Genomic DNA, 26878 nt, shown 5'->3' with positions numbered 1-26878 from the left:
AGAACAGGGCGTATTCATCTACCGGGATAGGCTCTTAGTGAATCGGATGAGTACGGAAGTGATCACCCGATTCTTCATCACCATCATCTTCATCGTCATGTGCGTGGCCATGCGCGCCGTGCACGTGGCCGTGGGCGATTTCTTCGTCGGTGGCTTCACGCACGTCGGCCACGGTCAGCGCAAAACGCAGCGCGATGCCGGCCAGTGGATGGTTACCGTCGAGAACGACCTTGTCGTCGGCGATATCGGTGACGGTGAAGATCATCGCTTCTTCGTCAGCCGAATCGCTTTCCGGCATGCCTTCGAATTGCATGCCCACTTCCAGCGGCTCAGGCAGGCGAGCGCGCGGCTCGACCTTGACCAGCGCCGGGTCGTATTCGCCGAACGCGTCATCCGGTTCGATCTGAATAGTATTGGAGTAGCCAACTTCCTTGCCATCCAGCTCTTCTTCGATCTTAGGCAGGGTGTTTTCATAATCACCGTGCAAATAGACCATAGGCTGACGGCCATCTTCGATCAAATTGTCTTGCGCATCCGACAGTTTGTAGTTGACAGTCACGACCGTGTTCTTGGCAATCTTCATTGTGCTTCCTTTCATTGTATAAGCTGGCAAATTATACCCCGTTCGCCCGGCCCGGCGCGAATCTGTCGCTGTCTTGCCACCGGCGCGATGCCGCCCCTTTGCCGCTGGCGCTTTACTGCTTGATATAATGTAGCCATGAAAAAATTCACTCTCCTCGGCGACATTACGCCGGCGCAATTTTTGCGCGATTACTGGCATAAAAAACCCTTATTGATACGCCAGGCCGTTCCCGGCTTCAAACCGTTCCTCGACGTGGCCGCGCTGGCCGCGCTGGCGACCCGCGACGACGTCGAAGCGCGCCTGGTCAGCCATGCCGACGGCGAATGGGCGATGCAGCAAGGCCCGCTGAACAGCCTGCCGCCGATGAAGCAAAAGGAATGGAGCTTGCTGGTGCAAGGCGTCAACCTGCACAACGGCAAGGCCGACGAATTGCTGCGCCAATTCCGCTTCATCCCGGATGCGCGGCTGGACGACCTGATGGTCAGCTTCGCCACCGATGGCGGCGGCGTCGGTCCGCACTTCGACTCGTACGACGTATTCCTGCTGCAAGCGCAAGGCCAGCGCCGCTGGAAGATCGGCGCGCAAAAGGACTTGAGCCTGGTCGAAGGCTTGCCGCTGAAGATACTGAGCAAATTCAAGCCGGACCAGGAATTCGTGCTGGAACCGGGCGACATGCTGTACCTGCCGCCGCACTACGCCCACGACGGCGTGGCGATCGGCGATTGCCAGACGTATTCGATCGGTTTCCGTTCGCCGTCGTACCAGGAGCTGGGCGAAGCGTTCCTGCAATTCATGGCCGACTCGATCGACTTGCCGGGCCGTTACGCCGATCCGGAACTGGAGGTGGCGAAAAACCCGGCGGAAATCCCGCGCCATATGCTCAGCACCATCGCCGATGAAATGAACAAGGTGCGCTTCACCGAAGACGACGTCACCATCTTCCTCGGCGAACATTTGTCCGAGCCCAAGCACAATGTGTTTTTCACGCCGGTGGCCAAGCCGCTGACGCCGGAACGCTTCGCCAGCAGCGCCGCTAAAAAAGGCCTGGCCCTGTCGCGCAAGACCTTGATGCTGTACCGTGGCAAGAACGTCTTCATCAACGGCGAATCGTTCGCCATCGGCCGCGCCGACAAGGTCACGCTGGAAGCGCTGGCCAACCAGCGCGCGCTCGACGGGAGCGCGCTGGCCAGCGCCTCCGACGACGTGATGGATGCGCTGTACACCTGGTATCAGGATGGCTGGCTGGAATTCGCCAAATAAGAGGGCACATAATGGAAAAGCACCGTGTGGAATTTTCAAGCCGCAAGGATTTTGAAACCCAGTTGCAGCTGTGCTTTTCCAGCGCCCAATCTCGATTGCAATTATTCGATGCTGATTTTTCCCTGTGGCAACTTGGCTCCAGCCAAACCGATGTGCAATTGCGGCGCTTATTAAGCGGCAATGGCCGGATTCAGTTGATTACCCATGATCAGCATTACCTGGAACGTCAACAGCCGCGTTTCCTGCGCTTGCTGAAGGACTTCAGCCATGCCGTCGAATGCCGCGTCACCAGCCGGCAGCTGCGCCAGCTTAGTGATTCCTTTTGTATTGCCGATGGGCACCATATGGTGCGCCGCTTCCATAAAGACCAACTCCGGGGTGTCGCCAGCACCGGAAATCCTGAAGATTTCTTCATTCAAGCCCAGCGCTTCGATGCCCTATGGGACGAGTCAATACCGGGCCTGCATGTTACTCTTACGGGATTATGAGCCAGGTCAAAAAAATGCTCGATTTACATCGCAAAAATCAGTCCTGGCGCAAATATTATTGAACTACAATCGGAATGCTCCGGTAATTCTTGCGTTATCACAAAATAGTTGCGAAATTGCCTCTTGCTCCTATTGCGACGCACCAAAAATCGCTATAATATTCGGTTAGGAAGTTTCCGTTGTCTGGCAGGCACCTCTTGGTACGAAAAGCCTTCGAAGACGACCTAACGAGCGATAATTACCGGTAATTATTCATCGCAACATTGTTGATTTTATTTTGAAATAATTAAGGAAAACCCATGAAAAAATCCCTGCTGATCGTCTCCCTGATGGCTGTTGTTTTGGCTGCTTGCACCAAAAAAGAAGAAGCACCAGCACCAGCACCAGTCGTAGAAGCTCCTGCTGCTGCTCCAGCACCAGCCGCTCCAGCCGCTGACGCTGCTGCTCCTGCTGCCGCTCCAGCTGCTGACGCTGCTGCTCCAGCCGCTTCGGTTCCTGCTGACGCTGCTGCTTCGGCTCCAGCTGCTTCCGCTGCTAAGTAATATCAGCCGGCATTAAAAGAGCCGACCTTCGGGTCGGCTTTTTTACGTCTGCCGCTTTCCTTTCCAGCGCCGCCAGACGTAAAACAGGCGTAAAAAAAACCGGCCAGCGGCCGGTTTTTTGCAAGCAAGGCGCCGTTTCCAGCGCCCTCCTCCGATTACTTCAGCTGCTCGTTCAGCAAGCCGAGGATCTTCTCGGAAGTGGCCGAAGCATCTTGTTTGCCTTCGTTGTTCAATACCGTCACCAGGCTGGTCGAACCGGCGCCGGCCTTGACCGAGACGCGGTAGCGCTGCGCATCCTTGTCCTTTTCCTTGTCGGACGAGCCCCAGCTGAACAGCTTGGTGAAGAAGCCTTCGGTCTTGACCGAATCCGGATCGATATAGCGCACAAAATACGTGCCCTGGATGCGGTCGCGGTCTTCGACGGTGAAGCCGACCCGGTCCAGCGCCAGGCCGACACGGCGCCAGGCGCGGTCGAACCCTTCATCCACTTCCACGCCGCGGGAAGCGCCTTCGCCGACCAGCTTGGCGTGCAGCGGCTGCACCACGGCGCTGTCGATAGCGGTCTTCGCTTGCGCTTCTTCGGTGCTGCCGAGGCGCTCCATCAGCTTGGCCAGGAATTGGGCTTCCAGGCCGGGATCGTTGGGACGCGCGGTCCACGTCGTGGTGTCCTTTTGCGAGCCGGTCAACACTTCCTGGGCGCCGCGATGGCTGATGTAGATCTCGGTCGAACCATCCGCCAGGCGTTCCACGCGGGTGCGGAACTTGTCGCGCTCGCCGGTCGAATACAGCGAATCGAATACCTTGCCGATAGTGCTGCGGATAAAGTCTTGCGGGATATTGGCGCGGTTTTCATTCCACGCAGTTTCCATGATGCCGGCGGTCGGCGCATCCGTTTCCAGCGTGAAGCCCGAATCTTCCCAGAATTTCTTCAGTTGCGGCCACAACACTTCCGGCGCCTGCTTGACGACCAGCCAGCGCTGGTTGCCGGAACGCTCGACGCGCACGTCGCCGGCGCTGAGCGGCACCACCGTGGTGATACCGGCGGAAGTGACGATTGTGCCCGGCAATACGCCTTTTTGCGCATTGTAGCCGGATGCCGTGGCGATACCATTTTTGGAGTCCGGCAACGAGTAACGGTTATCTGCCTGCAATTGAGTCAGGTCGGGCGGCACGTCGAGCGTGCTGGCCTTCTTGGCCGACTTGTAGTCGAGCTTGTTGCCACCGACAACGGAGCTGATCATGCCGCAGCCACTCAGGCTGGCCACGACGGCGCCAATGACGAGGCCGCGAACGGCGATGGCGGAGGAAGCCGGGTTAAGTTTCTTGCGATTAGTCATGTCGTTACTGGTTAAGAAGCTAAAACGGAAGTATCCGGACCGAACTCGGCCGGGCTGATAGTCTTATTGTAATACGCCGGCGTCGCGCAAAGCCTTCCTGACACTATCATGGCAGTCGGCCGACAACGCTACCAGCGGCAAACGCAGGCCGGCCGGCATCAAGCCCATTTCCGCCAGCGCCCATTTGACCGGCACCGGATTCGGCTCGACAAACAGCTTTTGATGCAGCGGGAAAACCTTGTTATTGATCGCGATCGCAGTGGCCCGCTCGCCCGCCATGGCGGCGACGCACAGTTCGTGCATGGCGCGCGGCGCGACGTTGGCGGTCACCGAAATATTGCCATGGCCGCCGCACAGCATCAGCGCCAGCGCGGTCGGATCGTCGCCGGAATACACGGCAAAATCGGCCGGCACCTGGCGCAGCAAGTCGATCGCGCGCGCGATATTGCCGGTGGCGTCCTTGACGCCGACGATATTGGCAATCGCGGACAGGCGCACGATGGTGTCGTTGCTCATGTCGGCCACGGTACGGCCCGGTACGTTGTACAGGATCACCGGGATATCGACCGCTTCGGCGATGGCCTTGAAGTGCTGGTACATGCCTTCCTGGGTCGGACGGTTGTAATACGGCACGACTTGCAGCACCGCGTCGGCGCCGGCTTCCTTGGCGTAACGGGTCAGCTTGATGGCTTCGGCGGTCGAATTGCCGCCAGCGCCAGCGATGATAGGAATCCGGCCCTTGGCATGTTCGACCGTCAGCTTGATCAGTTCGCAGTGTTCTTCCACGCTCACAGTTGCCGATTCGCCGGTGGTGCCAACGATCACGATGCCGTCTGTACCCTCGGCAATATGCCAATCGATCAGCTTGCGCAAACCTGGAAAGTCCAGGCTGCCGTCAGCGTGCATCGGGGTAACGATTGCTACAATGCTGCCCTTAATCATATAAGTATAGTGCGCCGATAAATAAAACAACGATTGTAGCGGATAGCCCGCGCCTGTGGTGCATCTTGACAGTGAATCACCGCTCAAAACGGCGCAAGAAGCGCCGCCTGCCGTGGAAAATCCGGCTTGACGGCGCATAAACGTTGCACCATAGCAGCTTTTGGATGGTCGACCCGGCCATCCTCAAAGGCCACCACGCGCAAGCCGTGGCTGGCCGCCCAGGCCAGCATTTCTCCCGGCTGCAATAAAAATGCCGGATTCGACGGCTTGCCGAATTCGGCATTGCCATCGGCAAAGGTTTCATAGATCAATACACCATCCGGCGCCAGGCTGCGCAGCATGTTTTCCAGCAGCGGGCGGTGCAGATAATTGGTCACCACGATGCCGGCAAAACGCCCTGCCGCGAACGGCCACACCGCGCCCGGCGCTTCCAGGTCGACTTGCGAGGTGACGATGCCCTGCCCGCAAACTTGCGCCAGCATGTCCGGATCGTGATCCAGCGCCATCACCTGGTGCCCCAGCGTCACCAGGTGGCGCGCATGGCGGCCGGCGCCGCAGGCCAGGTCCAGCACTTCGCCGCTCGGCACCAGCGGCGCCCAGCGTTGTACCCAGCAAGAAATTTTTTCCATCGCTTGTTCCATTAGTTGTACACCAATCCCATTGCTTCGCGCACATCGCGCATGGTTTCCTGCGCCAGCTTGCGCGCCGTGTCATTACCGTCCGCAACGATGGCGCGCACCAGCGACGGATCGTCCAGGTAAGGCTGGGCCCGTTCATGCATCGGCTCCTGCTCCTTGACGATGGCGTCGATCACCGGCTGCTTGCATTCGATGCAACCGATGCCGGCCGATTTGCAGCCCTTGTCGACCCAGCTGCACACGTCGATCGGGGAATACACTTGATGCAATTGCCACACCGGGCAGCGGGCCGGATCGCCGGCGTCGCTGCGGCGCACCCGCGCCGGATCGGTCGGCATGGTGCGCACTTTCTTGGCGACCACATCCTTGTCTTCGCGCAAGGCGATCGTATTGCCGTAACTCTTGGACATCTTGCGGCCATCCAGGCCCGGCAGGCGCGACGCGGCCGTCAGGCGCACTTGCGGCTCGACCAGGATCAGCTTGCGGCTGCCTTCCAGATAGCCGAACAGCCGCTCGCGGTCGATCATCGACAGGCTCTGGGCGTCGTCGAGCATGGCCTTGGCCTGCTCCAGCGCCTCGTCCTCGCCTTCTTGCTGATAGGCAATCCGCAATTCCTTGTACAGCTTGGCGCGCTTGCTGCCGAGCTTCTTGACGGCTTCCTCGGCCTTGATTTCAAAGCCTTTTTCCTTGCCGTACAAATGGTTAAAGCGGCGCGCGATTTCGCGCATCATTTCCACGTGCGGCACCTGGTCGTCGCCGACCGGCACCTGACTGGCGCGGTAAATCAGCACGTCGGCCGCCTGCAGCAACGGATAACCGAGAAAGCCGTAGGTCGCCAAATCCTTGCTGGCAAGGTTTTCAATCTGGTCCTTATAGGTCGGCACCCGCTCCAGCCAGCCCAGCGGCGTGGCCATCGACAGCAGCAAATGCAGCTCGGCATGTTCCGGCACCCGCGACTGGATGAACAGCGTCGATTGCGACGGATCGACGCCGGCCGCCAGCCAGTCGACCAGCATGTCCCAGGTGCTGCGCTCGATCAGCGACGGATCGTCGTAATGGGTGGTCAGCGCATGCCAGTCGGCAACGAAAAACAGGCAAGGCAACTCGCTTTGCAGGCGCACCCAGTTTTTCAGGGCGCCATGATAATGACCAAGGTGCAGCGCGCCAGTCGGGCGCATGCCGGAAACGACACGGTCGGGATACATGGCGGCTCAGCTCAGCAGGGACGCCAGCGGATACACCAGCGTCTGGAACACGCCGATGACAAAACCGATCGCACCGCGCAGCAGGCCGCTCAATACGCCCGAATACATCAGCAGCACCAGCGCGCCGAACACATAGATGCCGTACATCTCGATGCGGGCATACTTGCGCGCCAGGTCCATCGGCAGCAAGCCGGTGAGGATGCGCCCGCCGTCCAGCGGCGGCACCGGGATCAGGTTGAAGACGAACATGGCGGCGTTGACGCTGACGCCGGCGGCCGCCATTTTCAGGAAAAACGATTCCTCGACATGCACCGAATACAGCAGCACCAGGAAAATCATCCAGCCCAGGCCCATCGCAAAATTGGCGGCCGGACCGGCGAACGCCACCCAGGCCATCTGTTTCTTCGGATTGCGCAGGCGGCTGAAATCGACCGGCACCGGCTTGGCGTAGCCGAACGGCACTTGTATCGTGAAATACAGCAGCAAGGGCAGCAGCACGGTGCCGAAGGGGTCGATGTGCCGCATCGGATTAAGACTCAGCCGACCCTCGTGGGAGGCGGTCGGATCGCCGAAATAACGCGCGGCATAACCGTGCGACGCTTCATGCAGGGAGATGGCAAACAGGACCGGGATCAGGTAGACCGCGATGGTTTGGATTACTTCGTTAATATCGCTCATGGGCGGAATTCTACCAGAGCCGGATTGCTTGCCAGTCGCGGCCCCGCCACGGCCGCATAAATAGGCGTTGCGGCCGAAGTTAAAGACCGAAGATGGCGGCGTCGCCACGGCCCTGGCGCACCAGCTCCGCTTCGGCGCCGCTCAAGTCGATCACGGTGGTCGGCTCGAATGCGCAGGCGCCGCCATCGACGATCAGTTCGATCTGCTTTTCCAGCTGTGCGCGGATGCTGTCGGCGTCGTTCAAGCTGTCGCTGTCGCCCGGCATGATCAGCGTGGTGCCCAGCAGCGGCTGGCCCAGTTCTTCCAGCAGGCATTGCACGATGCGGTGCTGCGGCACCCGCAAGCCGATGGTCTTGCGCGACGGATGGCTGAGGCGGCGCGGCACTTCGCGGGTTGCTTCCAGGATAAACGTGTACGGTCCCGGCGTGGCCGCTTTCAGCAGGCGGAACTGGCGGTTGTCGACCCGCGCATACACGCCGATTTCGCTCAAGTCGCGGCACAGCAAGGTCAGATGATGTTTTTCATCGATGCCGCGAATGCGCCGCAAACGCTCGACCGCGCCCTTGTCGTCCAGGTGACACACCAGCGCGTAGCAGGAATCGGTCGGCAACGCGACGATGCCGCCGCCATGGATGATCTGCGCGGCCTGCTTGATCAGGCGCTGCTGCGGATTATCGGGATGGATCTGGAAAAATTGACTCATGTCAGGCTGATTCTTTTATGAAGTTGCCATCATTATAGGGCTGGCATTATCGGCTTGTCATTACTGCATGCCGCCACGCAAGGCGGCGATGCGCTCTTCCAGTGGCGGATGGGTGGCGAACAGCGCCGACCAGCCCTTGTGGCCGCCGGTAATGCCCAGCGCCTGCATCGATTGCGGCAATGCGCCGGCCGGCACGCCGCCCAGGCGAGCCAGCGCATTGACCATCGGCGCCGGGCTGCCCAGCAAGCGGGCCGAGGCGGCGTCGGCGCGGAATTCGCGCTGGCGCGAAAACCAGGCCACGATGATCGACGCCAGCAAGCCGAACAGCACTTCGCACACCATCACGGTGACAAAATAGCCGATGCCGCGGCCGCCGCCCTGCTGGTCCTTGTTGCGCAACAAGACATTATCGACAAAAAAGCCGACCACCCGCGCCAAAAACACCACGAAGGTATTCACCACGCCCTGGATCAGGGTCAGCGTCACCATGTCGCCATTGGCGACGTGGCCGATTTCATGGCCCAGCACGGCTTCTACCTCTTGCTGTGTCATGCTTTGCAACAAACCGGTCGACACCGCGACCAGCGCCGAATTCTTGAACGCGCCGGTGGCGAAGGCGTTCGGTTCGCCATCGTAGATCGCCACTTGCGGCATGCCGATGCCGGCCCGTTCGCTCAGCGCGCGCACGGTATTGACCAGCCACAACTCGGTCGATGACGACGGATGCTCGATGACACGCGCGCCGGTCGACCATTTCGCCATCGGTTTGCTGATCAGCAAAGAAATAATGGCGCCGGTAAAACCGACCACCAGCGAAAACACCATCAAACTGCCCAGGTCCAGCTCGGCGCCAGCGCCGGGACGCCCCACGCCCAGCACACCGAGCACGATGGACAACACCAGCATCACGGCCAGGTTGGTGACAATAAACAGGACGATACGTTTCATAGCGATACCTCCGATTGAAATTGCCTCACTGTTACAGGCGCTAAAACCAGTCGTGCCAGATCGGCCTCACATTGGCCGGCAACGGCGGCAGCATCGCAAAATCGACCCGCGATTCGCCGGGCGCGTGGAAATCGCTGCCGCGCGACGCCAGGAAGCCGTAATCGTTGGCCAGCCGCGCATATTCCGGATACTGGTCCGGCGTATGACTGCCGGTGACCACTTCGATCGCCACCCCGCCCAGTTGCTTGAACTCGTCGAACAACACGCCCTGGGCGGTGGCGCTGAAATGGTAGCGGCCCGGATGGGCGATCACCGCCAGGCCGCCGGCGCCGCGGATCCAGCCGACCGCGTCGGCCAGCGTGGCCCAGCGGTGCGCGACATAACCGGGCTTGCCTTCCGACAAATACTTGCGGAACACTTCAGGAATATTGGCGCACTTGCCGCTGTCGACGATGTAGCGGGCAAAGTGGGTGCGCGACATCAAGTCCGGGTTGCCGACGAATTTCAGCGCGCCTTCATACGCGCCCGGGATGCCGGCCCGCTCCAGCTGCGCGGCAATTTCGCGGCCGCGCGCATCGCGCCCGGAACGGGTGCTGGCCAGGCCTTGCAGCAAGCCGGGATGGTTTTCATCGATATTCAAGCCGACGATATGCACCGTCTGGCCAGCCCAGGTAATCGAAATCTCGACCCCCGCGACAAAGCGCATGCCCAGTTCCAGCGCGGCGCTACGGGCGCGGGCGATGCCGGACACTTCGTCGTGGTCGGTCAGCGCCCACACATCGACGCCGGCCTTGCGCGCGTACGCGGCCACCGCGGCAGGCGCCAGCAAGCCGTCGGAAATGTTGGAATGGCAATGCAGGTCGACTTTAAGCATAAAAACAAGGCCTTGCCCGGCTCAGCAAAATGGAAAAGAAGCTTCCATTGTACGCTGCTTGTCCCGATCGCACGGATCAAAGCGGACTGAGCATGACGCCCCGGCTCACGCCGCCAAAAACTCTTCCACCATCCGCGCCAGTTCGGCCGGCTGGTCGTGGTGCAGCATATGGCCGGCGTCGGCCATCATGCGGGTGGTCACATCCTTCAGGAAGCCGAGGCGGCGGTCGATTTCGATGCGCGCTTCCGGCTTCGGCCCCATCCATTGCCACATATTGGTATCGTCCGCCTCGATCCACAGCACCGGCGCGGTGATCGCGGCCCAGCACGCCATAGTTTCCTCGACCTGGTACAACAAGGGATGGCTGCGCTTGTGCAGGGGGTCGCCGAGGATTTCCCATTGCCCTTCGGCATTTTGGGCCGACCAGTGCTGCGACAGAAAGTCGGCCCGCTCATCGGGCAAGCGCGGATTGGTCTTTTGCAGCCGCGCCGCGACCGCCTGCCGGCTCGGGTAGCTGCGCATTTCGGCCGGCACCCGCAATTCGTCCAGCCATCTGGCGTAGCGCCCCGGCGCCTGTTCCGGCCTGGTGGCCGGCAAGCCGAATCCTTCCAGGTTGATCAGCTTGCAAATCCGCCCGGGGCGCACGCCGGCATAAATGCCGGCCACGTTGGCGCCCATGCTGTGGCCGAGCAGGTTGACCGGCTGATGCGGCGAATAATGCAGCAGCAACGCCTCCAGGTCGGCCACATAGTCGGGGAACCAGTAAGTTTCCTCACGGGTCCGCTCGCTGAGGCCGAAACCGCGCCAGTCCGGCGCGATCACATGCCAATCGCCTTGCAGGCAATCGACGACGAACTGGAACGAGGCCGCCACATCCATCCAGCCATGCACCATGAACAACAGCGGCGCACCGTCGCGGCCCCAATGGCGCACATGGGTGCGCGCGCCGCGCAAGGTGATGAATTCGGAACGGGAAGGTTTCATGGATTGATTGCCTTGAAAGTAAGCTCCTCGTCGCCACATAAGAGCTGTTACACAAAATAAAAGACGCTATAAAAGTACGACCGTTCTATAATTATACCGGATAGCCTTCGGGCCGACATGCCGGCAGGCTGTGGCGACAGCGTAAAATAGCGTTATTCCAACGCAGTATTCACCAGACTGACCATGACCATCTACCAATTGGGCGCCGACGCGCCCCAGATTGACGCCACTGCTTTTGTCGCCGATTCCGCCGCCGTGATCGGCAAGGTAACGCTAGGGGAATATGTTTCGGTCTGGTTCGGCGTGACCTTACGCGGCGATAATGAACGCATCACCATCGGCGACAACAGCAATGTGCAAGAGTCGTCGGTGTTGCATACCGACATGGGTTATCCCCTGACGGTAGGCAACAACGTCACCATCGGCCACCAGGCGATGCTGCACGGCTGCACCATCGGCGATGGTGCGCTGATCGGCATCCAGGCGGTGATCCTGAATGGCGCCAAAATCGGCAACGGTTGCCTGGTCGGCGCCGGCGCCCTGGTGACGGAAGGCAAGGAATTTCCCGACCACACATTAATCATCGGTACACCGGCCAAGGCCGTGCGCAGCCTGACGGCAGAAGAGATCGCACGCCTGCAAGCTAACGCCGCCACGTATGTGCGGCGCGGACAACTGTTCAAGACACAACTCAATAAAATAGGATAAAGCACCATGACCACCAACGCCGGCAAAGATACGCTGCAAAAATTTATTTTCGACAACACTTCGGTGCGCGGCGAATTCATCGACGTGTCCGGCACCTGGCGCGAAGTGGTGGCCCGCCATGACTACCCGGGCGCGGTCAAGACCGTGCTGGGCGAAATGCTGGCGGCCGCCGCGTTGCTGTCGGCCAACCTGAAATTCAACGGTTCCATCATCATGCAAATCCATGGCGACGGGCCGGTGCGCCTGATGGTGGTCGAATGCGATGCGGAACTGCGCTTGCGCGCCACCGCCAAGCTCGATCCGGAAGCGGTGATCGCCGACGGCGCCACCGTGCCGCAATTGCTGAACGCGAATGGCAAGGGTCGCTTCATCATCACGCTGGATCCGCTGGAAAAAATGCCGGGCCAGCAACCGTACCAGGGCATCGTGCCGCTGGACGGCGACGATATGGCGACCGTGATCGAGAATTACATGTTGCGTTCGGAACAGCTCGACACCCGTTTGTGGCTGGCCACCGACGACCAGACCTCGCGCGGCTTGCTGCTGCAAAAATTGCCATTCAACGGCGGCAAGGCGGAAGCGACCGCGCTGACCGAGGATGAAGCGCTGGAAACCTGGAACCGCGCCGTGATGCTGGCGTCGACGCTGAAACAGGAAGAAATCCTGGCCACCGATATCGATACGCTGATGCAGCGGCTGTTTTGGGAGGAAACCATCCGCGTATTCGATCCGGTGCACCCGAGCTTCCACTGCACCTGCACCCGCGAAAAAGTCGGCAATATGCTGAAAATGCTGGGTCAGCAAGAAGTCGACAGCGCGCTGGAAGAATTGGGCAACGTCGGCGTCAATTGCGATTTCTGCGGCCAGCATTACGATTTCGACAAAGTCGATTGCGCGCAACTGTTTGCCAGCGATGCACCGGCCGAAGTATTGATACCGGCCAGCGATATCAAGCACTAAGAGCGTCCGACAAAACGTCCATGGCGGCGTTGCATTGCCCTCAACGTTTTGCCAGGCAGGCTATCTTTAAAGTTAACTCAGCAAACATTCAGGCCATCTTCAGGAAGCATCGGCCAAGCGGCGCCTCATTCTGCAAAGAATCAGGCGCCGCTTTTCTTCATTAAAATTTCACACAATCGTCATTTTCCGGTCATCAAGCTGTCACATAAGCTGGTTACGCTGCGCTGCGTCGCATTCTAACCAATTGTCTTTTACAGGCTTACTAGATGAACCAGAAATTGAAGTCGGCGCCACGCCGCGGCTCTCCCCACGTTTTGCTTGCTGCTGGCGCCGTTTGTGCCGTTGCGCTAAGCATGCCCGCCTTTGCGCAAACCGCCGTCGCGGCGGCGGTGGCGGCGGCCGCCAGCGACATGGCGGCGCCAATGGCGGACGCCGCCGCTTCGTCCAGTGGCGCGGTCGATGCGACGCCGATCGCCACGGTGGAAGTTTCGTCCAACAAGACCCGTTCCTCGGTGGCCTTGAACAAGGCGGAAATCCAGAAAATCCTGCCGGGCACCAATCCCTTAAAAGCGCTGGAAACCTTGCCGGGCGTCGCTTTCCAGACCGCCGACCCTTGGGGCAATAACGAACAAAACCTGTCGCTGTTCGTGCATGGTTTCAGCGGCCAGCAACTGGGTTACACCATGGATGGCGTACCGCTGGGCGACCAGCAATACGGCAATTACAACGGCTTGTCGCCGCAACGCGCGGTGATCAGCGAAAACGTCAGCAGCGTGGTGCTGTCGTCCGGCGCCGGCGACCTGGCGACCGCGTCGACCAGCAACCTGGGCGGCACCATCGAAACCTATTCCAGCGATCCGCTGGCCAGGCAAGGCGGCAGCATCCAGCAAACCGTCGGCAGCCACAAGACGTCGCGCACCTTCCTGCGCTACGATAGCGGCGTGTTTGGCGAAGGCAACAGCGCCTATATTTCGGTGCTGCACCATGAAGCCCACGCCTGGGATTTCGACGGCCGCCAGGGCGGCGACCAGGTCAACGCGAAGTTCGTCAACAAGAGCGACGCCGGCAAGCTGACGCTGTTCTTCAACTACTCCGACAAGATCGAACCGAACGAAGACAGCACCGTGCACGTGGCCGGCGAAACCAGCGCGCCGTACACCCGCCCGTTCCTGTATCCGAATTTCGGCGCCGCGCTGAATTATCTGTCGCCGACCGGCGCCACGCCTGCCGCCGACGGCAATAACTACCGCAACTATTACAGCGATGCGCAACGCACCGACTACCTGGCCTACGCCAAGTTCGACGCCAACCTGAGCGACACGCTGACCTGGTCCAATCAGGTGTATTACCACAACGACGACGGCGTCGGCGTGGTGGCCGGCCCGATCGGCGTGGCGGGCTTGCCGGCGCTGTTCGGCGTGTATTACCCGAACCAGAACTTGAAGCAAGTGTTCGGCAATTCCGGCTACGCCACCCGCACCACCGAATACCAGATCAACCGCGGCGGCTTTATCTCGAACCTGCGCAAGGAATGGGGCAACCACCAGATTGAAATGGGCGCCTGGTTCGAGCAGAACAAATCGTCGGCCTACCGCCGCTGGTACGCGCTGGACGTCAACAATCCAAGCTCGCCCTACGACCGTCCGGTCAATCCTTTGATCACCCAGTACGGCAGCGACATCAACAACCGCGTGTTCCAGTGGCATTTGCAAGATGAATGGCGCATCCGTCCTGACCTGTCGCTGCAAGCCGGCTTCAAGTCCAGCCTGCAATTTGCCGATGGCCAATTCCCGGTCCAGCCGCTGAAGGGCGCGATCGCCGGCGGTTCGACCGCCTTGCCGGTCGGCCAGATCGACACCAAAAAATGGTTCTTGCCGCAAATCGGCGCGCGCTGGGATTTCACGCCGCGCGACCAGCTGTATGTCAACGTCCAGCAAAACTTGCGCCAGTTCGTCACCTACGGCGGCGGCGGCGCATCGCCATGGAGCCTGGCCAGCCAGGCCGCGTTCGACCTGTTCCGCGACAACGCCAAGCCGGAAACCTCGGTCACCTATGAAGCCGGGATACGCGGCAATCACCAGCTCGACCTCGGTCCGCTGACTGCTATCGATGGCCAGGTCAATCTGTACCACGTCGATTTCAGCAACCGCTTGCTGCAGATCAGCCCGACGCCGGTGATTTCGGCGATCATCGGCGGTAATCCGGTGCTGGCCAACGTCGGCAGCGTGCGCACCGACGGTATCGATCTTTCTGGAACATTGCACTTCGGCCGCACCTTCTCGTTCTACAATGCATTGTCGTACAACCGTTCCTTGTATTCGGATAACTACAACAACGGCGCGGCAGTGGTGCCGACGGCTGGCAAGATCGTGCCGGGCGCACCGGAGTGGATGAATAAATTTGTCGCCACGGCTAATCTCGGCGATGTCGAAGTTCAACTGATCGGCGATTACGAGGGCAAACGCTACGCAACCTACACCAACGACTTGTCGGTACCGGGCTACTTCCTGACCAGCCTGGGCGTGTCCGGCAAATTGCCGGCGCTGGCCAGCTGGCTGAAAAATCCGCGCTGGAGAGTCACGGTCAGCAACCTGATGAACCGCGAAGGTTCGCTGAACGTGGTGGTCGGCGCCGCCAGCGGTACCTACAATACCTTCCCTATCCCACCACGTCAGGGCTTCCTGACTTTGACTGCGGAGTTTTAATGGATCAACACAATCCCTTGCGCGCCTTTTCGCGCCGTAGTTTCATGAAAGCCAGCGCCGGCGGCATCGCGCTGGCGTCCATGCCGGCCTTCGCCGCCAGCCGTCTGCTGCCGACCGAAGCGCCGCCGCCGCTGGTGTTCGCCCACCGCGGCGCCAGCGCGCTGCGTCCGGAACACACGCTGGCGTCGTACGCCAAGGCGATCCGCGACGGCGCCGACTATATCGAGCCGGACCTGGTCTCGACCCGCGACGGCGTGCTGGTGGCGCGTCATGAAACCCATATGACCGACACCACCGACGTCGCGCAACGGCCGGAATTCGCTTCGCGCCGCAGCAAGAAGACCGTCGATGGCGAAGCCCATGACGGCTGGTTCGTCGACGATTTCACGCTGGCGGAATTGAAGACGCTGCGCGCGATCGAACGCTTGCCGAAAGTTCGCCCGAACAATACCCGCTACGACGGTCAATTCCAGATTCCCACCTTCGAAGAAATCATCGATTTCGTCGCCGCCGAATCGGCCGCCCAGGGCCGCATCATCGGCATCGTGCCGGAATTGAAAAGCTCGACCTATTTCGCGTCGGTCGGCTTGCCGATGGAAGACCGTTTTGTCGACATCCTGAAAGCGCACGAATATACCCGCCGCGCGCCGGTCGAGATCCAGTCGTTTGAAATCGCCAACCTGAAATACTTGCGCGGCAAGCTGGGCAAGCCAGCCAATATGCGCCTGATGCAGCTGGTGGTCGACATGCCGCTGCGCCCGAGCGATGTGGCGGCCGCTGGCGGCAAGCTGACCTTCAACGACATGCTGACGCCGTCCGGCCTGCGCGACATCGCCCGCTACGCCGACGTGGTGGCGCCGCCGACCCGTGGCATCATCCCGCTGGGCAAGGATGAGCGCTTGCTGGCGCCGACCTCGCTGGTCGACGATGCGCACAAGGCAGGCTTGCTGGTGCACATCTGGACCTTCCGCCCGGAAAACCAGTTCCTGGCGGCGGACTTCCGCGACGGCCAGGGCCCGAACAGCCGCAACGAAGCGGGTTCGATCGCCGAAATGAAACGCTATATCGACACCGGCATCGACGGTTTCTTCAGCGACGATCCGGGTCTCGGCAAGATCGCCGTCGGCGGCTAAGAGCCTATCCCAGTAGTGAGCGTCTTCTGCTGGCAGCGCATCAGCAGTGCGGACCAGGCGTGAGGAGCAAGCGTGGCGGGCCACGCGACGACGATCAACGCAGTCCCCGCTGCTGAGGGGCGCCAGAAGAGGGCGTATTCATCTACTGGGATAGGCTCTAAGCATCCAGCCTGATAGCGCCTGGCGAAACGGCCCGCTCCTTACCGGAAGCGGGCCGTTTTTTATGCGCCGTCAAGTCTCGCGGGACAGCCTGAACTGGCGCCGGTAAGCGGCCGGCGAGATCGAAAACGCCGCCATGAAATGCTGCCGCAACGATACGGCGGAACCAAAGCCGACCGCTTCGGCGATGCGCTCGATGGCCGTGTCGGTAGTTTCGAGCAAGCGCTGGCTGGCCGCCAGCCGGTGATTCAACAGCCATTGCGACACCGTGCTGCCGCATTTCATTTTAAAACGCCGCGTAAAATTGCGCCGGCTCATCGCCGCCTTTTGCGCCAGCGTATCGAGCGTCAAGCTTTGATCCAGATGCGCGATGGCCCAATCCAGGGTGCTGGCCAGCAAGTCGCCACCGCTGCCCTGCCGCACAGGCTGCTCGATATATTGCGCCTGGCCGCCGTCGCGGCGCGGCGCGACCACCATGCGGCGGGCGATCTTGTTGGCCGCCTCGGCGCCGTGATCGCGGCGCAGCAAATGCAGGCAGCAATCGATGGCGGCGGCGGTGCCGGCCGAGGTCATGATGTCGCCATCGTCGACATACAGCGCTTTGCGGTCCAGCTTTACCTTCGGATATTTCTTGGCGAAATCGTCGCCCCATGCCCAATGGGTCGATGCCGCCCGGCCGTCGAGCAAGCCGGCTTCGGCCAGCACAAACGCGCCCAGGCACAGGCCGACGATGCGCGCGCCGCGCCGCTGCGCGCTGCGCAACGCTTCCAGCAATACCTCGGGCGGCGTTTCATCCGGATCGCGCCAGGCGGGAACGATCACCGTATCGGCCTGCTCCACGGCGGACAGATCATGCTCGACCTCGATATTGAAACCCGACATGGTACGGACCGTGCCCGTCTGTTGTGCGCAAATCAGCAAGCGGTAACGGGGAATGCCGAGCCGGGCCAGGTCGTCGCCAAACACCATGCAAGGCACCGACAAATGAAACGGACTAATGCCGTCAAAGGCGATCAGCGCGATGGTGTGCTGGCCAGTGGAAAGTGATGAAATTATCATGATGGCCCAATCCTATCATTATTTGGCTTTCGGGCCACTTACAGATGAAAAGGCGGCGGCCTATACTTTTTCCTGCACGCCAGCCATTGCGGCTTTTTTAATCACCGACAGAGGAATCGACCATGAACCATCCAAGCATCCGCACCATCGCCGGCGCCACCGCCGCGCGCCACATCACCGCCAGCAGCAGCGCCTTGCTGGTGATCGACTTCCAGAATGAATACTTCAGCGGCAAGCTGCCGATTCCGGATGGCATCAAGGCGCTGCACAACGCCCAGCGCCTGATCGCCCTGGCCGACCGGCACCAGATTCCAGTATTTCATGTCCAGCACGTGACGCCGGCCGGCTCGCCGATCTTTGCCGACCATGGCGACAACGTAAAATTCCATGCCGAGTTGCAACCTCAAGCAGGCCATCAAGTGATTCGGAAAAGCACCGTCAGCGTCTTTGCCAGCACCGATATCGATGCACGCCTGAAAGCCGCTGGCATCAAGACGCTGATCATCAGCGGCTTGATGACGCATGCCTGCGTATCGGGCGCCACCCGCGACGCGGTGCCGGCCGGCTATGACGTGATCGTCGCCGAAGACGCCTGCGCCACGCGCGACCTGGACGCCGCGAATGGCAGCGTGGTCGGCCATGCCACGCTGCATGCGGCGTCGCTGGTGACGCTGGCCGACACCTTTGCCGATATCCTGAGCACCGAACAAGTGTTGCAATTGCCGGTGTTCTGAGCACTCTGCTCCGCCCGCGGCCGCAGCATTGGAGGAGGCTGGTCGTGGGACGAAGCAATCTGGTATTGGCGATGAGCGCTATCAAGTTTGCCTCAACCCGCACTCAAACAGACTGGATAGCCGTAGCGATTACGTCTACACTGATTATTCAAGTAACGATGCAGGAGGAATTTGGCCATGAAGACGTATTCTTATAGCAAGCCGATCAGTTATCTTCAAAGCGATGCTGGCGATATACTCAAAGACTTGTCCGGGACGGCAGAACCCCTGGTCATCACACAAGACGGCCAAGCCAGACTGGTTGTCATGGATGTTAAAATCTATGAGGAGAAGGAGCAGGCGCTGGCTTTGCTGAAGATATTGTCGAGGGGAGAGCAACAAATCCAACAAGGAAAATTTCGCGACGCAGAGGATGTATTTGCAGATGTAGATTAAGCTGCTTAACGACGTTTAACGATGAACACCCGGGTTGTCGTTCTTGACGAAGCAGAGCAAGACTTGAAAGATTTGCAAACATACCTCATACAACACTTTTCTGTCACTACTTGGCAAGATAGTTACGCCAAAATCAAGAAAAGTATACGTTTATTGAAGTCGTTTCCACAATCCGGTACAGTGCCGGATGAAATCAGGCAATATGGTACAACAAAGTACCGCCAAGTCTTAGCGGGCATGAACCGTATCATTTATGAAGTTCGAGCGGATGTTGTGTACATCCATATCATTGTGGATACACGCCGCGACATGAAATCACTGCTGGAAAAACGTCTAGGCCAGCAACCTTGAATTTCGATCACAACATCGGCAACCCAGCCGAAACCACGTCACTGTTTCAAAGTTACAAATAGTTGCAATCACCAAAACACCACCTCTACGCCCCTATTATTCACAAATCGAATTTCTGAAATTGGAATTTGAAATTGGACGAATAATCACAACTCCGATATTGTGCAATGCAACATCACATGATTCATGGAGTGAAGCATGACTAGCATCACCAGCAACTACGTACAAGACAACGGCTATTTCCGCAACCTGGCAGTGGCAGCGCGCGGTTTGCTGCGCGCCCTGCTGGCGGCCAAGCCCTATCAAACCCTCGCTGAAAAAGAAACCGGCGCGATCGCCGACGAACGTTATGTCCGCCCTAGCCAGCAAGATATTGCCGTGCTGACCTCGGAAGCGGCACGCTACGAAAAGATGATGCCGAACCTGGCCGCTGAACTGCGCTTCATGGCGTCGCGCGGCTAAACAATCGGCAAAGTATCAATCTACAAAGCATTCAAATACTTACCAACTTAAAGGAAATCCATCATGATGATCATTGAATACGGCCTGGTTGTTCTGGCAGTCGCAGTTACCGCAACCCGCTTTTTCCTGTTCAAGGTACAAGCCCAGGACTAAGAGCCTATCCCAGTAGAGAATACATCGCCTGCGGACAGCCACTCAGACGATGCTCCCTGCTGGGACAGGTTGCAAGACATCGACAAGACAGGCGCCACGGTTTGGCGTCTTGCTGCAAAGCAGCAACAGCACTCAGTAGCAAAGTAATCACAATATCAGGCCGAAACCAGCGCATCCAACACGCTGGCGGCCCGCCGGCTGGCTCAGTCCAGCGGCGCTGCGTCTTTCGGCGCGTCCGGGTTCTGGATCCGTTTTTCCGGCGGCACTTGTCCTTTGCCGACGATCTGCACAAAAATCTCGTTTTGCTTGACCATGCCCAGTTCGTAACGGGCCCGCTCCTCGACCGCGCCGGTGCCGTCCTTCAGGTCGCGCACTTCGGAATCGAGCTTGGCGTTGCGGGCTTTCAATTCCACATTCTTCTTTTGCGCCACGGCAACCTGGGCTTCCATGTCGGCCACGCGCAGCCAGCCGCCCTTGCCCAACCACAGCGGGATCTGTATCAACAACAACAAGGCGGCGAGAGCCAGCGAAATCAGGCGCATAGGAAAAAGAAGGCTAATGCTAAACCGGCCGGAAAATTCCGGCCGGTAATTCAAACTACGTCAAATTACTTCAGATTATAGAACGCATCGCGGCCTGGGTAGCTGGCGATGTCGCCCAGGTCTTCCTCGATGCGCAGCAGCTGGTTGTACTTGGCCATGCGGTCCGAACGCGACATCGAGCCGGTCTTGATTTGCAAGGCGTTGGTGCCAACCGCGATATCGGCGATGGTCGAATCTTCGGTTTCGCCGGAACGGTGCGAGATCACGGCGGTGTAGCCGGCGCGCTTGGCCATTTCGATGGCGGCGAAGGTTTCGGTCAGGGTGCCGATCTGGTTGATCTTGATCAGGATCGAGTTGGCGATGCCTTTCGAGATGCCTTCTTTCAAGATCTTGGTGTTGGTGACGTACAGGTCGTCGCCCACCAGTTGCACTTTCTTGCCCAGTTCGGCGGTCAGGATCGCCCAGCCGTCCCAGTCGCCTTCATGCATCGCGTCTTCGATCGAGATGATCGGGTACTTGTCGCACCAGGTCGCCAGCAGGTTGGTGAATTCGGCCGCGGTCAGGCTCAGTCCCTCGCCTTCCATCTCATACTTGCCGTCCTTGTAGAACTCGGATGCCGCGCAGTCCAGGCCGATGGCGATCTGGGTGCCTGGCTCGTAGCCGGCTTCTTCGATCGCCTGGATGATCAGCTTGATGGCTTCTTCGTGGTTGGCCAGCGATGGCGCGAAACCGCCTTCGTCGCCGACGTTGGTGTTCAAGCCTTTCTTGTGCAGGATCTTTTTCAGCGTGTGGAATACTTCCGCGCCGTAGCGGATGGCTTCCTTGAACGATGGCGCGCCGACCGGAATGATCATGAATTCCTGGATGTCCAGGTTGTTGTCGGCATGCGCGCCGCCGTTGATGACGTTCATCATCGGCACTGGCATTTGCATCGCGCCGGAACCGCCGAAATAACGGTACAGCGGCAAGCCGGCTTCTTCGGCGGCGGCCTTGGCGACCGCCATCGACACGGCCAGGATCGCGTTGGCGCCCAGGCGGGATTTGTTTTCGGTGCCGTCCAGGTCGATCAGGGTGCGGTCCAGGAATGCCTGTTCATTGGCGTCCAGGCCCATGATGGCTTCGGCGATTTCGGTATTGATGTTTTCGCAGGCTTGCAGCACGCCCTTGCCGAAATAACGCTTGGCGTCGCCGTCGCGCAATTCCACCGCTTCGCGCGAACCGGTCGAGGCGCCCGATGGCACGGCGGCGCGGCCCATGACACCGGATTCCAGCAAAACGTCGCATTCGACGGTCGGATTGCCGCGCGAGTCCATGATCTCACGGCCGATAATATCAACGATAGCACTCATGTCATTCTCCAAAGTTAAGCGTAACAAGTCGGCTAATTGCGTTCTGATGCGCAATTTGCACTAGGGTCAAACGGGAATCCCGGCAAGAACAAGCACCGGGGGAGTCCAGCAGATTCAGCAAAGCATCAAAATTAAAGCTGTTCAGCAAGCTGCCCGGCCGCACTTTCCGTGCGCCAGTTGGCGGGCGGAAAAGTACCGGTCCGGGCAGCGATCAAGCTCTTACCACGTCATGCAACGTTGGCATCGGCCACCGTGCCGCCGGCCGCCTGATGCGCCAGCGCCGCCTTGATGAACGACGTGAACAGCGGATGGCCGCCACGCGGCGTCGATTTGAACTCAGGATGATACTGCACGCCCATATACCAAGGGTGGCTGTTGTCGCCGCTACGCGGCAATTCCATGATTTCGCACAAGTCTTCGCTCGGGGTGCGGGCCGACACGACCAGGCCGGCAGCTTCGACGCGGCCCAGGTAATGATTGTTGGCTTCGTAACGGTGGCGATGACGCTCGGTAACGACGCTGCCGTAGATTTCGGCGGCCAGCGTGCCCGGATTGACGGCGCAGGTTTGCGCGCCCAGGCGCATGGTGCCGCCGAGGTCCGAGTTTTCGTCGCGCAATTCGACTTTGCCGTCGTGGTTTTGCCACTCATTGATCAGCGCCACTACCGGCTGGTCGGTGGTCAGGTCGAATTCGGTCGAGTTGGCATTCGCCATGCCAGCCTTGTTGCGGGCGTATTCGATCAGCGCCACTTGCATGCCGAGGCAAATGCCCAGGTAAGGGATCTTGTTTTCGCGGGCGAACTGGGCGGCCTTGATCTTGCCTTCCACGCCGCGCTTGCCGAAGCCGCCCGGCACCAGGATGGCGTCGTACTTGGCCAGGCCGGCGCAACCGGTCGATTCGATTTCTTCCGAATCGATGTACTCGATATTGACCCGGCTTTCGGTGTACAGGCCGGCGTGGCGCAGCGCCTCGGTCAGCGATTTGTACGACTCGGTCAGTTCGACGTATTTGCCGACCATGCCGATGGTCACTTCCGCTTTCGGATGTTCCAGCGCGTAAATGATCTTGCTCCACACCGACAGGTCGGCCGGCGCAGGGTCCAGGCCCAGCGCGTCGCAGACGATCGCATCGAGCCCCTGGTCGTGCAGCATTTGCGGCACTTTATAGATGGTGTCGGCGTCCCAGACGGAAATCACGGCCGCTTCTTCGACGTTCGAGAACAGCGAAATCTTGGCCCGCTCGTCGTCCGGGATGCGGCGGTCGGCGCGGCACAGCAGCGCGTTGGGCGAGATGCCGATTTCGCGCAGCTTTTGCACGCTGTGCTGGGTCGGCTTGGTTTTCAGTTCGCCGGCCGAGGCCAGGTAAGGCACCAGCGTCAGGTGCACGAAGGCGGACGACTTGCGGCCTGCGCGCAGGCTCAGCTGGCGTGCGGCCTCGAGGAATGGCAGCGATTCGATATCGCCGACGGTACCGCCGATTTCGACCAGCGCCACGTCGAAACCTTCGGCGCCGCGATAGATGTAATCCTGGATTTCATTGGTGATGTGAGGAATTACTTGCACCGTCTTGCCCAGATATTCGCCGCGGCGTTCCTTGCGGATCACCGATTCATAGATCTGGCCGGTGGTGAAGTTATTCACCTTTTTCATGCGGGTGGAAATGAAACGCTCGTAGTGACCGAGGTCGAGGTCGGTTTCCGCCCCGTCGTCGGTAACGAAAACTTCACCGTGTTGCATAGGGCTCATCGTGCCAGGATCGACGTTGATATACGGGTCGAGCTTGAGCATGGTGACTTTGAGGCCGCGCGATTCGAGGATCGCGGCGAGAGAGGCGGCGGCTATCCCTTTACCAAGGGAAGACACAACGCCGCCAGTGACGAAGACAAATTTGGTCATTGCAGATGGTGCCGAACGGCACGTGCGGGAAATTGAAATTATACACTAAACCCGCTCTTGACGACGTCATCCGCAGCGAAAATTCCGCTTAAATCCGGCCATGCAGCCGTTTCATGCTGCGAACGCACAACACCGCTTTACCGGAAATCTTTCCAGGATAGTATTTTTATGTGGGTGACCGAACATACCGCTTCAGCTTGCAGTGCCATGCTGCAGTTTTACACGGGAGGTCATCATGAGCTACGAAGAACGCGATGCATTTGGCATGTATGTCGACCACGGCCGCAAGGGTCCGGGCCCTGAACTGATGGGCGCGGACACGCTGATCGGCGACCATGTCCATAATGTGCGGGACGAACATCTCGGCGAAATCAAGGAAATCATGCTCGACATGCGCAGCGGCAAAATCGCCTACGCGGTACTGTCGCATGGCGGCATGTTCAACATCGGCGCCAAACTGTTCGCCGTGCCGTGGGAAGCGCTGCTGCTCGATACCGTCAATAAACGCTTCACGCTCGACATCGAACGCGAACGGCTCGACAACGCGCCGGGCTTCGACAGCGACCATTGGCCGGACATGGCCGACCAGCGCTGGGCCAATACCATCCATTCCTATTACGGCACGTCGCCGCATTAACCCGCAAGCGCCTCACTCAAGCTGCCGGGCCTCAGCCCGGCAGCTTGACATCGGCGGGACGGCGCGCATCAGGCTGACGGGTTAGAATAAAAAAATGGAGGACACCCGTGAACCACCCTGTACACCTGGCCACCCTGAAAAAACCGCTGCCGGCATCGCTGATCGCCGTGCTGTCATTAATCTTCGCCGACCGTTTTTCGACGGTGCAGGCGGTGCGCGAGCATCACGGCCGCGATGAATCGAGTTACGCCCCGATGCCGCCGGACGCGGTGATCTTCGCCCAGTCCAGCGAAGAAGTGGCGGCCGCCGTCAAGCTATGCAGCGCGCACGACGTGCCGGTGATCGCCTACGGCAGCGGCACCTCGCTGGAAGGCCATTTATTGGCGGTACAAGGCGGCGTCAGCATCGACTTGTCGCTGATGGACAAGATTGTCGCGCTGCACCCGGAAGACTTGACCGCCACCGTGCAAGCGGGCGTGAAACGCAAGCAACTGAACCTGGAGATCAAGGATAACGGCCTGTTCTTCCCGATCGACCCGGGCGCCGACGCGTCGCTGGGCGGCATGGCGGCGACGCGCGCGTCCGGCACCAATGCCGTGCGCTACGGCACCATGCGCGACAACACGCTGGCGCTGACCGTGGTCACCGCCGACGGCCGCATCATCAAGACCGGCACCCGCGCCCGCAAATCGTCGGCCGGCTACGACCTGACCCGGGTCTTCGTCGGCAGCGAAGGCACGCTGGGCATCATCACCGAAGTGACCGTCAAGCTGTATCCATTGCCGGAAGCGATTTCCGCCGCGGTCTGTTCCTTCGGCTCGGCCGGCGATGCGGTCAATGCGGTGATCCAGACCATCCAGATGGGCGTGCCGGTGGCGCGCGTCGAGTTTCTCGATGAAAACAGCGTCAAGGCCATCAACGCCTACGACAAGATGAACTTGCCGGAAAAACCGCTGCTGCTGTTTGAATTCCACGGCACGCCGGCCAGCGTCGAAGAGCAGGCGCAATTGGTGCAAAGCATCGCCGACGAGCATGGCGCCAGCGGCTTCGAATGGGCCAGCTGGCCGGAAGACCGCAGCAGGCTGTGGGCGGCGCGCCACAACGCCTTCTTTGCGCTGCTGCAAATGCGCCCCGGCAGCCGCTCGATTTCGACCGATTGCTGCGTGCCGATTTCGCGGCTGGCCGAATGCATCCTGGACACCAAGGCCGATTGCGAAAAGCATGGCATCGTGTATTCCATCATCGGCCATGTCGGCGACGGCAATTTCCATGTGCTGATGCTGGTCGATCCGGACCATGCCGACGAGATCGCGCTGGCTGAACAAGTGAACCACGACATGGTGTCGCGCGCCATCGCGATGGATGGCACCTGCACCGGCGAACATGGGGTGGGTTTGCACAAGATGCCGTTCCTGATCGAGGAGCATGGCGAAGGCGCGATCGACACGATGCGCGCCATCAAGCATGCGCTGGATCCGAAGAACATCATGAATCCAGGCAAGATCGTGGATTGGTAAATAGCGACTATGTCACATGTCGCCTGGACGCGCGAATCGAAAGGTCAAGGTACCCATATGGCCATCTTAACAAAAGTCGCGGCTGCTGGTCGATCAGCGCCAGCCAGACGTTCACATTGACGCTGCCGCTTTCATCTTCCAGCGTCATGAAGATCACGCCCTTGGCGGTGCCGGGACGCTGGCGCATGGTGACAATGCCGCAGGCCCGCGCCAGTTGCCCATTCTTGTATGCGGCCAAGGTGGTTGCCGGCATGAAACACCGCTCCAGCAATTGCGGACGCAGCAGCGCCAGCGGATCGAGTCCGCATTCGGCCAGGCGGTTCAGCAAGTCGCGCTTGCCGTCAAACCAGTGATGCGCCTTGGCCACTTTTTCGACGATATCCAGATCGATCCCCAGCGCCCGGCCACTGTCGCGCAAAGCGCTTTTCGGCCGGTAGCTGATCACCACGGCGGCCAGCGCGGCCCGTTCGCGGCCGTATTTGCGATAGATATACTGGATCACTTCTTCACGTCGCTGGTGTTCGAAGTCGACGTCGATATCGAAATACAAACCAAATTTGAAAGCCGTTATCAATAATAAAGAGATAACATTGCCACTTTTTTATCGGCAATAGCCGACCATTAAATTTGTACAGGAATGCGACTTTATGCTTGGATTCTCCTGGAAGCTGGAACTTATATTTTTTCACTCAAAACATGGCTGTACGGAGGGTTGGAGAACAGTCCACAACGGTAAGGTATCGATAGCGCAATATTTTTTGGAAAGTGCCTCGTAGGGAACCCGCAGGGCGACCGTAGAGGCACCCTTCAAAAAATGCCGACCATAGCTACCTTTAGTTTAGTATCGCGAACGATGGCGCAGGGTCGCGCAGGGAGCGGCAGGACAAAATGGCACTG

27 protein-coding genes and 1 pseudogene are annotated in these 26878 nt (G+C 59.6%); 13 read left to right on the top strand and 15 right to left on the bottom strand.

Going from position 1 to position 26878, the window contains the following annotated elements:
* Positions 1 to 34 precede the first annotated feature (34 nt).
* Entirely contained in the window at positions 35 to 583 is a 549-nt protein-coding gene (locus GJA_RS06415; RefSeq protein WP_038490076.1) for an FKBP-type peptidyl-prolyl cis-trans isomerase, read from the bottom strand.
* A 135-nt stretch (positions 584 to 718) separates the two neighbouring features.
* Between GJA_RS06415 and GJA_RS06410 the strand changes: the two genes are divergently transcribed.
* The 3 genes from GJA_RS06410 to GJA_RS26555 all read left to right on the top strand — a co-directional run bounded on the left by GJA_RS06410 (position 719) and on the right by GJA_RS26555 (position 2873).
* Positions 719 to 1843, top strand: coding sequence for a ribosomal protein uL16 3-hydroxylase (locus GJA_RS06410; RefSeq protein ID WP_038490073.1), 1125 nt, complete (start codon positions 719 to 721; stop codon positions 1841 to 1843).
* 11 nt (positions 1844 to 1854) lie between these two features.
* The gene (locus tag GJA_RS26560) at positions 1855 to 2331 is read left to right on the top strand and encodes a DUF7931 domain-containing protein (protein WP_167541086.1); all 477 of its coding nucleotides are present in this window, start codon (positions 1855 to 1857) and stop codon (positions 2329 to 2331) included.
* Between the two features lie 299 nt (positions 2332 to 2630).
* The gene (locus GJA_RS26555) at positions 2631 to 2873 is read left to right on the top strand and encodes a hypothetical protein (protein ID WP_038490067.1); all 243 of its coding nucleotides are present in this window, start codon (positions 2631 to 2633) and stop codon (positions 2871 to 2873) included.
* Between the two features lie 155 nt (positions 2874 to 3028).
* Here the strand turns inward: GJA_RS26555 and bamC are convergent, their stop codons facing one another.
* From bamC to GJA_RS06355, 9 genes are all read right to left on the bottom strand, one after another.
* Positions 3029 to 4210 (bottom strand): outer membrane protein assembly factor BamC, encoded by a 1182-nt coding sequence (gene bamC / locus GJA_RS06395; protein WP_038490064.1) that lies wholly within the window; start codon positions 4208 to 4210, stop codon positions 3029 to 3031.
* Positions 4211 to 4273: 63 nt separating this feature from the next.
* On the bottom strand, positions 4274 to 5152 hold the full coding sequence (gene dapA, locus GJA_RS06390) for a 4-hydroxy-tetrahydrodipicolinate synthase (RefSeq protein WP_038498899.1): 879 nt from the start codon (positions 5150 to 5152) through the stop codon (positions 4274 to 4276).
* Positions 5153 to 5235: 83 nt separating this feature from the next.
* Complete coding sequence (locus GJA_RS06385) at positions 5236 to 5781, bottom strand: class I SAM-dependent methyltransferase (protein WP_081905609.1); 546 nt, start codon at positions 5779 to 5781, stop codon at positions 5236 to 5238.
* Positions 5782 to 5792: 11 nt separating this feature from the next.
* Positions 5793 to 6995, bottom strand: coding sequence for a tryptophan--tRNA ligase (locus tag GJA_RS06380; RefSeq protein ID WP_038490057.1), 1203 nt, complete (start codon positions 6993 to 6995; stop codon positions 5793 to 5795).
* A 6-nt stretch (positions 6996 to 7001) separates the two neighbouring features.
* A complete protein-coding gene (locus GJA_RS06375) occupies positions 7002 to 7673 on the bottom strand; it encodes a site-2 protease family protein (protein ID WP_038490056.1) in 672 nt (223 codons plus the stop codon).
* Positions 7674 to 7752: 79 nt separating this feature from the next.
* Positions 7753 to 8376, bottom strand: a complete 624-nt coding sequence (locus GJA_RS06370; RefSeq protein WP_038490053.1) for an L-threonylcarbamoyladenylate synthase — start codon at positions 8374 to 8376, stop codon at positions 7753 to 7755.
* A 60-nt stretch (positions 8377 to 8436) separates the two neighbouring features.
* The gene (htpX, locus tag GJA_RS06365; protein ID WP_038490050.1) at positions 8437 to 9324 is read right to left on the bottom strand and encodes a protease HtpX; all 888 of its coding nucleotides are present in this window, start codon (positions 9322 to 9324) and stop codon (positions 8437 to 8439) included.
* A gap of 40 nt (positions 9325 to 9364) precedes the next feature.
* Positions 9365 to 10198: a 3',5'-nucleoside bisphosphate phosphatase gene (locus GJA_RS06360; RefSeq protein WP_038490048.1), complete on the bottom strand. Its 834-nt coding sequence runs from the start codon at positions 10196 to 10198 to the stop codon at positions 9365 to 9367.
* A 105-nt stretch (positions 10199 to 10303) separates the two neighbouring features.
* The gene (locus GJA_RS06355; RefSeq protein ID WP_038490045.1) at positions 10304 to 11182 is read right to left on the bottom strand and encodes an alpha/beta fold hydrolase; all 879 of its coding nucleotides are present in this window, start codon (positions 11180 to 11182) and stop codon (positions 10304 to 10306) included.
* 183 nt (positions 11183 to 11365) lie between these two features.
* Here GJA_RS06355 and GJA_RS06350 point away from each other — a divergent pair, with 183 nt between their 5' ends.
* The 4 genes from GJA_RS06350 (at position 11366) to GJA_RS06335 (ending at position 16688) form a co-directional block, all read left to right on the top strand.
* Positions 11366 to 11890 carry a gamma carbonic anhydrase family protein gene (locus GJA_RS06350; protein WP_038490043.1) on the top strand — a complete coding sequence of 175 codons (525 nt, stop codon included), beginning with the start codon at positions 11366 to 11368 and terminating at the stop codon, positions 11888 to 11890.
* 6 nt (positions 11891 to 11896) lie between these two features.
* The gene (gene hslO / locus GJA_RS06345) at positions 11897 to 12850 is read left to right on the top strand and encodes an Hsp33 family molecular chaperone HslO (RefSeq protein WP_038490040.1); all 954 of its coding nucleotides are present in this window, start codon (positions 11897 to 11899) and stop codon (positions 12848 to 12850) included.
* Positions 12851 to 13203: 353 nt separating this feature from the next.
* Positions 13204 to 15555 carry a TonB-dependent receptor gene (locus tag GJA_RS06340; protein WP_242404458.1) on the top strand — a complete coding sequence of 784 codons (2352 nt, stop codon included), beginning with the start codon at positions 13204 to 13206 and terminating at the stop codon, positions 15553 to 15555.
* The gene (locus GJA_RS06335; protein WP_038490035.1) at positions 15555 to 16688 is read left to right on the top strand and encodes a glycerophosphodiester phosphodiesterase; all 1134 of its coding nucleotides are present in this window, start codon (positions 15555 to 15557) and stop codon (positions 16686 to 16688) included. Before GJA_RS06340 ends, GJA_RS06335 begins: the two co-directional genes overlap by 1 nt.
* Before the next feature lie 231 nt (positions 16689 to 16919).
* On the opposite strand, the gene GJA_RS06330 is transcribed toward GJA_RS06335, so the two are convergent.
* The gene (locus GJA_RS06330) at positions 16920 to 17906 is read right to left on the bottom strand and encodes a GlxA family transcriptional regulator (RefSeq protein ID WP_038490034.1); all 987 of its coding nucleotides are present in this window, start codon (positions 17904 to 17906) and stop codon (positions 16920 to 16922) included.
* Between the two features lie 122 nt (positions 17907 to 18028).
* Between GJA_RS06330 and GJA_RS06325 the strand changes: the two genes are divergently transcribed.
* The 4 genes from GJA_RS06325 (at position 18029) to GJA_RS06310 (ending at position 19888) form a co-directional block, all read left to right on the top strand.
* The gene (locus tag GJA_RS06325) at positions 18029 to 18640 is read left to right on the top strand and encodes a cysteine hydrolase family protein (RefSeq protein WP_038490031.1); all 612 of its coding nucleotides are present in this window, start codon (positions 18029 to 18031) and stop codon (positions 18638 to 18640) included.
* A 177-nt stretch (positions 18641 to 18817) separates the two neighbouring features.
* Positions 18818 to 19075 carry a type II toxin-antitoxin system Phd/YefM family antitoxin gene (locus GJA_RS06320; protein ID WP_038490028.1) on the top strand — a complete coding sequence of 86 codons (258 nt, stop codon included), beginning with the start codon at positions 18818 to 18820 and terminating at the stop codon, positions 19073 to 19075.
* Between the two features lie 21 nt (positions 19076 to 19096).
* Positions 19097 to 19426, top strand: coding sequence for a type II toxin-antitoxin system RelE/ParE family toxin (locus GJA_RS06315; RefSeq protein WP_038490025.1), 330 nt, complete (start codon positions 19097 to 19099; stop codon positions 19424 to 19426).
* A gap of 198 nt (positions 19427 to 19624) precedes the next feature.
* Positions 19625 to 19888 carry a hypothetical protein gene (locus GJA_RS06310; RefSeq protein ID WP_038490022.1) on the top strand — a complete coding sequence of 88 codons (264 nt, stop codon included), beginning with the start codon at positions 19625 to 19627 and terminating at the stop codon, positions 19886 to 19888.
* Between the two features lie 356 nt (positions 19889 to 20244).
* On the opposite strand, the gene ftsB is transcribed toward GJA_RS06310, so the two are convergent.
* The 3 genes from ftsB to GJA_RS06295 form a co-directional block, all read right to left on the bottom strand.
* A complete protein-coding gene (gene ftsB / locus GJA_RS06305; protein WP_051780373.1) occupies positions 20245 to 20583 on the bottom strand; it encodes a cell division protein FtsB in 339 nt (112 codons plus the stop codon).
* A gap of 65 nt (positions 20584 to 20648) precedes the next feature.
* Entirely contained in the window at positions 20649 to 21932 is a 1284-nt protein-coding gene (eno, locus tag GJA_RS06300; RefSeq protein ID WP_038490019.1) for a phosphopyruvate hydratase, read from the bottom strand.
* Between the two features lie 227 nt (positions 21933 to 22159).
* Positions 22160 to 23827 carry a CTP synthase gene (locus GJA_RS06295; protein WP_038490017.1) on the bottom strand — a complete coding sequence of 556 codons (1668 nt, stop codon included), beginning with the start codon at positions 23825 to 23827 and terminating at the stop codon, positions 22160 to 22162.
* A gap of 235 nt (positions 23828 to 24062) precedes the next feature.
* Between GJA_RS06295 and GJA_RS06290 the strand changes: the two genes are divergently transcribed.
* Both GJA_RS06290 and GJA_RS06285 read left to right on the top strand, forming a co-directional pair.
* Complete coding sequence (locus GJA_RS06290; protein ID WP_038490015.1) at positions 24063 to 24464, top strand: PRC-barrel domain-containing protein; 402 nt, start codon at positions 24063 to 24065, stop codon at positions 24462 to 24464.
* A gap of 107 nt (positions 24465 to 24571) precedes the next feature.
* On the top strand, positions 24572 to 25981 hold the full coding sequence (locus GJA_RS06285) for an FAD-binding oxidoreductase (protein ID WP_038490014.1): 1410 nt from the start codon (positions 24572 to 24574) through the stop codon (positions 25979 to 25981).
* 271 nt (positions 25982 to 26252) lie between these two features.
* Here the strand turns inward: GJA_RS06285 and GJA_RS26550 are convergent.
* Positions 26253 to 26522: pseudogene (locus tag GJA_RS26550) on the bottom strand (hypothetical protein); the annotation flags it as partial.
* Positions 26523 to 26878 lie beyond the last annotated feature (356 nt).

This window comes from Janthinobacterium agaricidamnosum NBRC 102515 = DSM 9628 (genome assembly GCF_000723165.1).
In the GTDB taxonomy this organism is placed as follows: Bacteria; Pseudomonadota; Gammaproteobacteria; order Burkholderiales; family Burkholderiaceae_D; genus Janthinobacterium; species Janthinobacterium agaricidamnosum.
Note: the sequence above shows the minus strand (reverse complement) of the source record. Positions and strands in the feature narration are given on the sequence as shown.

Coding starts and splice junctions, on each gene's coding strand:
- GJA_RS06415 (WP_038490076.1), bottom strand. CDS start 583: ATGAAGATTGCCAAGAACACGGTCGTGACTGTCAACTACAAACTGTCG.
- GJA_RS06410 (WP_038490073.1), top strand. CDS start 719: ATGAAAAAATTCACTCTCCTCGGCGACATTACGCCGGCGCAATTTTTG.
- GJA_RS26560 (WP_167541086.1), top strand. CDS start 1,855: ATGGAAAAGCACCGTGTGGAATTTTCAAGCCGCAAGGATTTTGAAACC.
- GJA_RS26555 (WP_038490067.1), top strand. CDS start 2,631: ATGAAAAAATCCCTGCTGATCGTCTCCCTGATGGCTGTTGTTTTGGCT.
- bamC (WP_038490064.1), bottom strand. CDS start 4,210: ATGACTAATCGCAAGAAACTTAACCCGGCTTCCTCCGCCATCGCCGTT.
- dapA (WP_038498899.1), bottom strand. CDS start 5,152: ATGATTAAGGGCAGCATTGTAGCAATCGTTACCCCGATGCACGCTGAC.
- GJA_RS06385 (WP_081905609.1), bottom strand. CDS start 5,781: ATGGAAAAAATTTCTTGCTGGGTACAACGCTGGGCGCCGCTGGTGCCG.
- GJA_RS06380 (WP_038490057.1), bottom strand. CDS start 6,995: ATGTATCCCGACCGTGTCGTTTCCGGCATGCGCCCGACTGGCGCGCTG.
- GJA_RS06375 (WP_038490056.1), bottom strand. CDS start 7,673: ATGAGCGATATTAACGAAGTAATCCAAACCATCGCGGTCTACCTGATC.
- GJA_RS06370 (WP_038490053.1), bottom strand. CDS start 8,376: ATGAGTCAATTTTTCCAGATCCATCCCGATAATCCGCAGCAGCGCCTG.
- htpX (WP_038490050.1), bottom strand. CDS start 9,324: ATGAAACGTATCGTCCTGTTTATTGTCACCAACCTGGCCGTGATGCTG.
- GJA_RS06360 (WP_038490048.1), bottom strand. CDS start 10,198: ATGCTTAAAGTCGACCTGCATTGCCATTCCAACATTTCCGACGGCTTG.
- GJA_RS06355 (WP_038490045.1), bottom strand. CDS start 11,182: ATGAAACCTTCCCGTTCCGAATTCATCACCTTGCGCGGCGCGCGCACC.
- GJA_RS06350 (WP_038490043.1), top strand. CDS start 11,366: ATGACCATCTACCAATTGGGCGCCGACGCGCCCCAGATTGACGCCACT.
- hslO (WP_038490040.1), top strand. CDS start 11,897: ATGACCACCAACGCCGGCAAAGATACGCTGCAAAAATTTATTTTCGAC.
- GJA_RS06340 (WP_242404458.1), top strand. CDS start 13,204: ATGCCCGCCTTTGCGCAAACCGCCGTCGCGGCGGCGGTGGCGGCGGCC.
- GJA_RS06335 (WP_038490035.1), top strand. CDS start 15,555: ATGGATCAACACAATCCCTTGCGCGCCTTTTCGCGCCGTAGTTTCATG.
- GJA_RS06330 (WP_038490034.1), bottom strand. CDS start 17,906: ATGATAATTTCATCACTTTCCACTGGCCAGCACACCATCGCGCTGATC.
- GJA_RS06325 (WP_038490031.1), top strand. CDS start 18,029: ATGAACCATCCAAGCATCCGCACCATCGCCGGCGCCACCGCCGCGCGC.
- GJA_RS06320 (WP_038490028.1), top strand. CDS start 18,818: ATGAAGACGTATTCTTATAGCAAGCCGATCAGTTATCTTCAAAGCGAT.
- GJA_RS06315 (WP_038490025.1), top strand. CDS start 19,097: ATGAACACCCGGGTTGTCGTTCTTGACGAAGCAGAGCAAGACTTGAAA.
- GJA_RS06310 (WP_038490022.1), top strand. CDS start 19,625: ATGACTAGCATCACCAGCAACTACGTACAAGACAACGGCTATTTCCGC.
- ftsB (WP_051780373.1), bottom strand. CDS start 20,583: ATGCGCCTGATTTCGCTGGCTCTCGCCGCCTTGTTGTTGTTGATACAG.
- eno (WP_038490019.1), bottom strand. CDS start 21,932: ATGAGTGCTATCGTTGATATTATCGGCCGTGAGATCATGGACTCGCGC.
- GJA_RS06295 (WP_038490017.1), bottom strand. CDS start 23,827: ATGACCAAATTTGTCTTCGTCACTGGCGGCGTTGTGTCTTCCCTTGGT.
- GJA_RS06290 (WP_038490015.1), top strand. CDS start 24,063: ATGAGCTACGAAGAACGCGATGCATTTGGCATGTATGTCGACCACGGC.